Origin of the sequence: Acinetobacter sp. YH12241, assembly GCF_013417535.1 — a bacterium.
Taxonomy (GTDB): domain Bacteria; phylum Pseudomonadota; class Gammaproteobacteria; order Pseudomonadales; family Moraxellaceae; genus Acinetobacter.
Window position 1 is genome coordinate 50,805 of sequence record NZ_VPDQ01000015.1, and the last position, 7,027, is coordinate 57,831.

5 protein-coding genes and 1 pseudogene are annotated in these 7,027 nt (G+C 36.6%); 3 read left to right on the top strand and 3 right to left on the bottom strand.

Translation table 11 applies throughout. The features are described 5' to 3' along the window. Positions 1–4: 4 nt before the first annotated feature. Both wecC and wecB read right to left on the bottom strand, forming a co-directional pair. Positions 5–1,264 carry a UDP-N-acetyl-D-mannosamine dehydrogenase gene (wecC, locus tag FTV18_RS10175; protein ID WP_180017919.1) on the bottom strand — a complete coding sequence of 420 codons (1,260 nt, stop codon included), beginning with the start codon at positions 1,262–1,264 and terminating at the stop codon, positions 5–7. A 19-nt stretch (positions 1,265–1,283) separates the two neighbouring features. Continuing rightward, on the bottom strand, positions 1,284–2,411 hold the full coding sequence (gene wecB, locus FTV18_RS10180; RefSeq protein WP_180017921.1) for a non-hydrolyzing UDP-N-acetylglucosamine 2-epimerase: 1,128 nt from the start codon (positions 2,409–2,411) through the stop codon (positions 1,284–1,286). 392 nt (positions 2,412–2,803) lie between these two features. On the opposite strand from wecB, the gene FTV18_RS10185 reads away from it, so the two are divergent. The 3 genes from FTV18_RS10185 to FTV18_RS10195 are packed head-to-tail and all read left to right on the top strand — an operon-like array spanning position 2,804 to position 6,558. Continuing rightward, a complete protein-coding gene (locus FTV18_RS10185) occupies positions 2,804–3,904 on the top strand; it encodes a polysaccharide biosynthesis/export family protein (RefSeq protein ID WP_180017923.1) in 1,101 nt (366 codons plus the stop codon). Continuing rightward, positions 3,904–4,332 (top strand): low molecular weight protein-tyrosine-phosphatase, encoded by a 429-nt coding sequence (locus tag FTV18_RS10190; protein WP_034706709.1) that lies wholly within the window; start codon positions 3,904–3,906, stop codon positions 4,330–4,332. Before FTV18_RS10185 ends, FTV18_RS10190 begins: the two co-directional genes overlap by 1 nt. A gap of 36 nt (positions 4,333–4,368) precedes the next feature. Then, positions 4,369–6,558: a polysaccharide biosynthesis tyrosine autokinase gene (locus FTV18_RS10195; RefSeq protein WP_180017926.1), complete on the top strand. Its 2,190-nt coding sequence runs from the start codon at positions 4,369–4,371 to the stop codon at positions 6,556–6,558. Between the two features lie 195 nt (positions 6,559–6,753). Here the strand turns inward: FTV18_RS10195 and FTV18_RS10200 are convergent. Beyond that, positions 6,754–6,903 (bottom strand): annotated as a pseudogene (locus FTV18_RS10200) (IS982 family transposase); the annotation flags it as partial. Positions 6,904–7,027: the final 124 nt, after the last annotated feature.

Sequence of the window (7,027 nt, forward strand, 5' to 3'; positions counted from 1 at the left end):
GAATTTATTTTATAATTCCCTTCGTGTCTATTACATTGCTAATCCCTTTAAAAAAACCGCTATAAAACTCTTTATGATCAACTAAAATTAAATGAATATCTGCAATATGGCTTTTATCTAGATTAATCAACTTCACATTTCCAGAAAACTTAGCTGGCAATATCTCAATATTTGGTTCAATCGCTAAAATATTTAAACCTTGCTCTGCAAGTTTTTTAGTAATTTCTAAAGCAGGACTTTCGCGCAAGTCATCAATATCAGGTTTAAACGCTAGACCATAACAAGCTACTGTTACATCCTTAATCGTTTTTTCAGGGTTAGCCTGCAAAAACTCTGCGATCTTAATTTTAACCTGATCAATCACCCACTCCGGTTTTGCATCATTCACTTCACGTGCAGTACGGATTAAACGCGCCTGCTCTGGCGTTTTTGACACAATAAACCATGGATCAACAGCAATACAGTGACCGCCCACCCCAGGGCCCGGCTGCAAGATATTTACACGCGGATGACGGTTGGCAAGCGCAATAAGCTCCCAAACATTAATATCCAGCTTGTCACAGATAATTGAAAGCTCATTTGCGAAAGCAATATTCACATCGCGGAAAGAGTTTTCTGTCAATTTGCACATTTCAGCTGTACGCGCATTGGTTTCAATGCAGCCGCCTTCTACAAATGTTTTATACAAATCACTGGCAGCTGTTGAACATGGCTGAGTCATACCGCCAATAATCCGGTCATTGCTGATCAGCTCAACCAGTACCTTGCCAGGCAGTACACGCTCTGGACAGTGAGCAATACGGATATCTGACTCTTCCCCAGCCTGCTGCGGGAAAGTTAAATCTTCACGCGCTTCACTTAACCAGGCAGACATCTGCTCAGTTGCGCCTACAGGAGAAGTTGACTCGAGAATAACCAAATTGCCTTTTTTCAAAAATGGCGCAAGCGCTTTTGATGCTGCCTCGATATATTTCAGATCCGGCTCATAATTGTCTTTAAACGGCGTTGGCACAGCAACAATATATGCATCGGCTTCGACTGGCGCTGTTTGAGCAGACAGCATGCCTTTTTCAACAACATCTTTAACCAGCGCATCAAGATCAGGTTCAACAATATGAACTTTTCCTTGGTTAATCATATCTACAGCATGCTGATTAACATCAACACCTGTTACTTTTACACCATGCGCAGCGAAAGTGGCTGCAGTAGGAAGGCCGATATAGCCTAAACCGATAACACAAATATGCTTAAATTGATTATTCATAATATTGACTAACACTTACTCAGTTATTTTTCAAAAATTCAATGATTTGCTGACATGCTGTTCCATCCCCGTACGGATTGTGGGATTCTGCCATCTGCATATACAGCGCTTTATTTTCAATTAAATCTGTTACAGCCTGCTGAATCAGAGCAGCATCTGTACCCACCAATTTAACCGTGCCCGCATCAACCGCTTCTGGACGCTCTGTCGTATCCCGCATAACCAGCACCGGCTTGCCCAATGACGGCGCTTCTTCCTGAATACCGCCTGAATCCGTTAATATCAGGTAGCTTCTATTCATTAAATACACAAAAGGCAAATAATCCTGAGGAGCAATCAGATGGATATTGGAAATACCCGACAGCAGCTCATTTACAGGCTTTTGCACATTTGGATTTAAATGCACAGGATAAACAATTTGAACGTCAGGATATTTTTGAGCGATATTCGCCAGCGCCTGGCAAATATTCAAAAAGCCCTGACCGAAGTTTTCACGGCGGTGGCCAGTCACTAAAATTAACTTTTTGCCTGCATCTAAAAAGCTGAACTGCGATTCAAAATCGGCAGCAATTTTTTGATCCGTTTCAACCTTATGCTTTACTTTTAATAATGCATCAATAACAGTATTGCCGGTGATTGCAATATGATTAGGATCAATATTTTCTTTAATTAAATTATTATAAGAAGACTGTGTAGGCGCAAAATGATAGTTTGCCAAAGCGCCTGTAAGTTTGCGGTTCGCTTCCTCAGGCCACGGAGAATAAATATCCCCTGTGCGCAGCCCTGCCTCAACATGGCCGATTTTAATTTTATGATAATATGCAGCCAAAGACGCCGCAAAAGTTGTAGCCGTATCGCCATGCACCAATACAACGTCTGGAAGCCAATCTTTAAAAACCTGCTCCAAACCTTTTAATACACCTGAAGTAATATCAGAAAGGGTTTGGCCGGGTTTCATCAAATTTAAATCGAAATCCGGGATAAGATCAAAAAGTTCTAGTACCTGATCTAACATTTGCCTATGTTGACCTGTCACACAAACTTTTGTTTCAAAGCAACTATCTTGTTGTTTTAATTGCAGTGCTAACGGCGCCATTTTAATAGCTTCTGGTCTTGTACCAAATACTAGCAATACCTTTTTTTTCACTTTACCTGCCTTTTTAATGAATGTGATCTGGCCACTTCGGAGTACTTTATTTAAACTCTTGACTAGGCTTATCAAAATCACTCTATAATAATCTTAAAATGCTTAATCTCATTTTACTGCTTACTGAGTCCGCATGTTTCGGCACGAATAGTATCAGAAAACAATAAAATTTCTATTATGATTTGTGCTCAAATAACTTAAATTATAAAGTAATGTATATTTTTTGTGAAAATTTGGTATTTTATTTAATACAATTATTATCTGTTATAAACCTAATTTTTCCCTTTAAAAAAAACTGGTAATAAGTTACAAATTGTTATGTATATAACTGGTAACTTCGGTAGAATAACTCCAATTTGAATGAATCTAAAAATTAATATTTAGGAAAGCCTGTGCGACACTTTCGATTAGCTGTTTTATTGGCATGTGGTATTACCACTACAGGGTGTGCAATCACCTCTGGTCTACAAACAAATGACTTACCTAGTGAGGGTGTTTATCAAACTGATCTAGGCACTACAGTAAATGTCATTAAGCTAGATCAAGAATCAATTATGGCTGCTCAGCCTGCTGTACATAATATTCAACAAGAATATGCTCATCTTTTTAGTACATCGCACCGCAGCTATCAGTTGAGTCCGGGTGATATTTTATCTATCTATTTATGGGCTTATCCAGAACTTACCTCTGCAAGTAATATTACGAGTGATCAGTCTGCACAAGCGAATGGCTTCCAGATCGATTCAGATGGCTATATTCATTTTCCAATTATTGGACGCTATCAAGCTTCAGGAAAATCAGTAGCCCAGGTCAATCGTGAATTACGTAGTCAGTTATCACGTTACTTAAAGACTCCGGATGTCATCGTTCGGGTATTATCATATCAAGGTAAAAGATATTCGGTTCAGGGCAATGTTGTAAAAGGTGGCCAGTTTTATCTCAATGACCAGCCTGTGAGCGTTTATACAGCATTAGGAATGGCAGGTGGTATTAATCCTGAGCAAGGTGATAATACTTCTATTACATTAGTTCGTGAAGGACGTTCCTATAGTTTAAATACCTTAGAATTAGAAAAAGCTGGATTCTCTCTACATAATTTATTAATACAGCCTAATGACACCTTATATGTCAATAATCGTGAAAATCAAAAAATTTATGTTATGGGTGAGTCAGGTAAAAACCAGTCACTACCTATACGCGACCAAGGCATGAGTCTTAGCGATGTTATCGGGGAAAGCTTGGGATTAAATCCACTTTCTGCGAGTCGCAGTAAAATTTACGTGGTACGAACTAATGTAAATTCTCCAATGACAGAAATATATCATATGGATCTCAGTAATATTGGAGACTTTGGCCTAGCAAATCAGTTTAAAATGCGTAGCAATGATATTGTTTATGTAGATGCTTCAGGTCTTGCACGCTGGCAACGTGTTGTTAACCAGGTTATTCCTTTCTCAAATGCATTGTATAATTTAGATCGTTTGGGGAACTAATGAAAATTAACAATATTTTAGTGGTCTGTATTGGTAATATTTGTCGTAGCCCAATGGCAGAATATTTTTTAAAACAGGAATATCCTCATTTAAATATTGAATCTGCAGGTATTTCTGGTTTAATTGGTCATGCAGCTGATGAAAAAGCGAGTCTATGTATGCAACGCTTTGGAATTGATATGAGTCCTCATGTTGCAAAAAAACTGAATGCAGAACTCATTAAAAAAGCCGACCTAATATTAGTTATGAGCCAAAATCAGCAAAAACATATAGAACAAACCTGGCCTTTTGCTAAAGGTAAAACCTTTAGACTGGGACATTGGCAAAGTAAAAATATTGCCGATCCTTATCAGCATGATCAAACAGTCTTTGATGAAACTTGTAGATTGATTCAAGACTGCATTACTGACTGGAAAAAATATATTTAAGTTTTTTAATATTTTCACTTTTTTGATATCTAAATTATGAGCCAAACTGCCAATACCGAAGATACTATTGATCTGAAGGAATTATTTTTTTCCTTAATTGCTCAATGGAAACTGATCACGATCTGTATATTATTGAGTTTAATTGCAGCTTTATTATATCTAAGGATCACTCCAGATACCTATAACGTAGATGCCCTGGTACAAGTAGAAGATAGTAAGGGAGCATCAGCAGCTTTATTAGGTGACCTTTCTAATATGATTGAGCAGAAATCTCCTGCTCAAGCTGAAATTGAGATTTTAAAATCGCGTCTTGTGCTTGGCTCAGTGATTAACCAGTTAAACTTGGACCTTGTAATTTCTGGTACTGAAGATTCGATCTGGAATCGATTATTAAAAAATCATAATTATGATATCCAATATACGACAAAATCAGTACTCTTCAAAGATAATGAGCAAAGTTTTGATGTAAGACAGTTTGATATTCCAAATTATTATAAAAATAAAAATCTGTTATTAAGTTTCGATCATAATAAATATAATCTAACTGATACAGTAACAAATGAAATTATATTTACTGCTCCTTTAAACCAAACCAGTCAAATTCAATCAAGATATGGTCTTTGGAAAGTCGCCATTTATAGTAAAGATCCCTTAGGTTCTACTTATAATATTAAAAAGCTGACTTTGCCTGCGGCAGTGCAACGCATACTTAATAATTATTCAGTTGCTGAAAAAGGTAAAATGACGGGTGTACTTGGATTAAATTATCAGGGCCAGGACAAACAGCATATTACTCAAGTATTGAATGCCATCTTAACAGCCTATAGCCAGCAAAATATTGAACGTCGTTCAGCTGAATCTGCCCAAACATTGAAGTTTCTAGATGAACAACTCCCTGAGTTGAGCCAACAGCTAGATCAGGTAGAACGTGAATTTAACCAGTTCCGTCAACAATATAATACTGTGGACTTAACTAAAGAATCAGAACTGTATTTGACTCAAAGTATTGCTCTAGAAACACAAAAAGCTGAACTTGAACTTAAAGTTGCTGAAGCTTCTGCACGTTATACTGAAGAACATCCAGTAATGGAACAAATGAATGCTCAACTCGGTGCAATTAATAGTAAAATTGCAGCATTGAGTAATACTTTAAAGCAGCTTCCTGATTTACAACGTCGTTACTTACAACTTTATCGTGAGGTTGAAGTTAAACAACAGTTATATACCGGATTACTTAATACTTATCAACAACTTCGCATCGCTAAAGCCGGTGAAATTGGTAATGTACGTATTGTTGATACTGCCGTAGAACCAATTGAACCGATTAAACCAAAGAAATTACAAATTATAATTTTATCTATTTTCTTAGGCGGTTTTTTAGGAACATTACTTGCTTTATTGCGCAATATGATGCGTTCAGGAATCAAGGATTCAGCACAAATTGAAAGAGAGTTAGATCTGCCTGTATATGCAACAGTTCCTCGATCTCCTCTCCAAGAAAGTCGCGTCAATTTACTGAAAAAGAAAAAGAGCATTCCTATTCTTGCGGTTAAGGATAGTAGTGATATTGCAATTGAAAGCTTACGCAGTATGCGTACTGCAATCCATTTTGCTTTGAGTAATGCCAAAAATAATATTATTGCACTTTCAGGTCCGGCCCCTGAAATTGGTAAATCATTCATTACTACCAACCTAGCAACTATTTTGGCTCAAAGCGGAAGCCGCGTATTAGTGATTGATGGTGATTTACGTCGTGGTTATTTAAATAAATATTTTAATAAAGAAGTACAACCAGGTTTATCCGAACTATTAAATCATCAAAATAGCTATGAAGATGTAGTTCAAAACTCACAGGTTGATAACTTGTTCTTTGTTACTCGAGGTAAAAGTCCAGTAAATCCATCTGAATTACTCAGTACAGATAAGTTCAAAGTTTTTCTCGAGCAAGCTTCAGCTAGTTTTGATTACGTATTGATTGATACTCCGCCAATATTAGCCGTAACCGATGGTATCATCATTGCACAATATGCTGGTGTAAATCTATTAATTGCACGTCATGGTAAAACACAAATTAAAGAACTTGAAATTACTGTTACTCGTTTTGAACAGGCTAATGTGAAAGTTAATGGTGTTATTCTGAATGATGTACAAAAAGGGCCAGGTAATGGTTATGGGTACGGATATAACTATGCGTATGCTTATAAGGCTTCAAAAGATGGTGATTAAGATAAATTTAATTCATAGCAATTAAATTTGTCTTAAATATAAAGATAACCTCATTGTTATCATAAAGCTTCAAACTAAGGTAGAGTAATCAAATTAGTTTGAAGCTTTTTATATTTATCCTACTATGAAATTAGTTATAGTCTTATAATGACTGATAAAATTAAAAATAATTATTTAATATAACCCGAATCCTGCTTAAGCCGATGACTTCATAATTTGAATTGTTGGCTTATTTTTATGGATCAGTTGATATGCACACAAGGACACGTAAATCCCTCCTAGAAATCCATGAACACTACGTGCTTTGCTTGTCACTAAATTGTACTAACCTTTCAATAAACTGTAAGCATCCGGCTAACACAGCCTTACCAAGCGATCCTATAAGCCTTAATTTAGTTCCCACCTAAAAACAAGTGGGGACTTAATCCATGAACATGGATATATATTCAGCAACACCTCCTGTTGCTAA

Coding starts and splice junctions, on each gene's coding strand:
- wecC (WP_180017919.1), bottom strand. CDS start 1,264: ATGAATAATCAATTTAAGCATATTTGTGTTATCGGTTTAGGCTATATC.
- FTV18_RS10195 (WP_180017926.1), top strand. CDS start 4,369: ATGAGCCAAACTGCCAATACCGAAGATACTATTGATCTGAAGGAATTA.
- FTV18_RS10190 (WP_034706709.1), top strand. CDS start 3,904: ATGAAAATTAACAATATTTTAGTGGTCTGTATTGGTAATATTTGTCGT.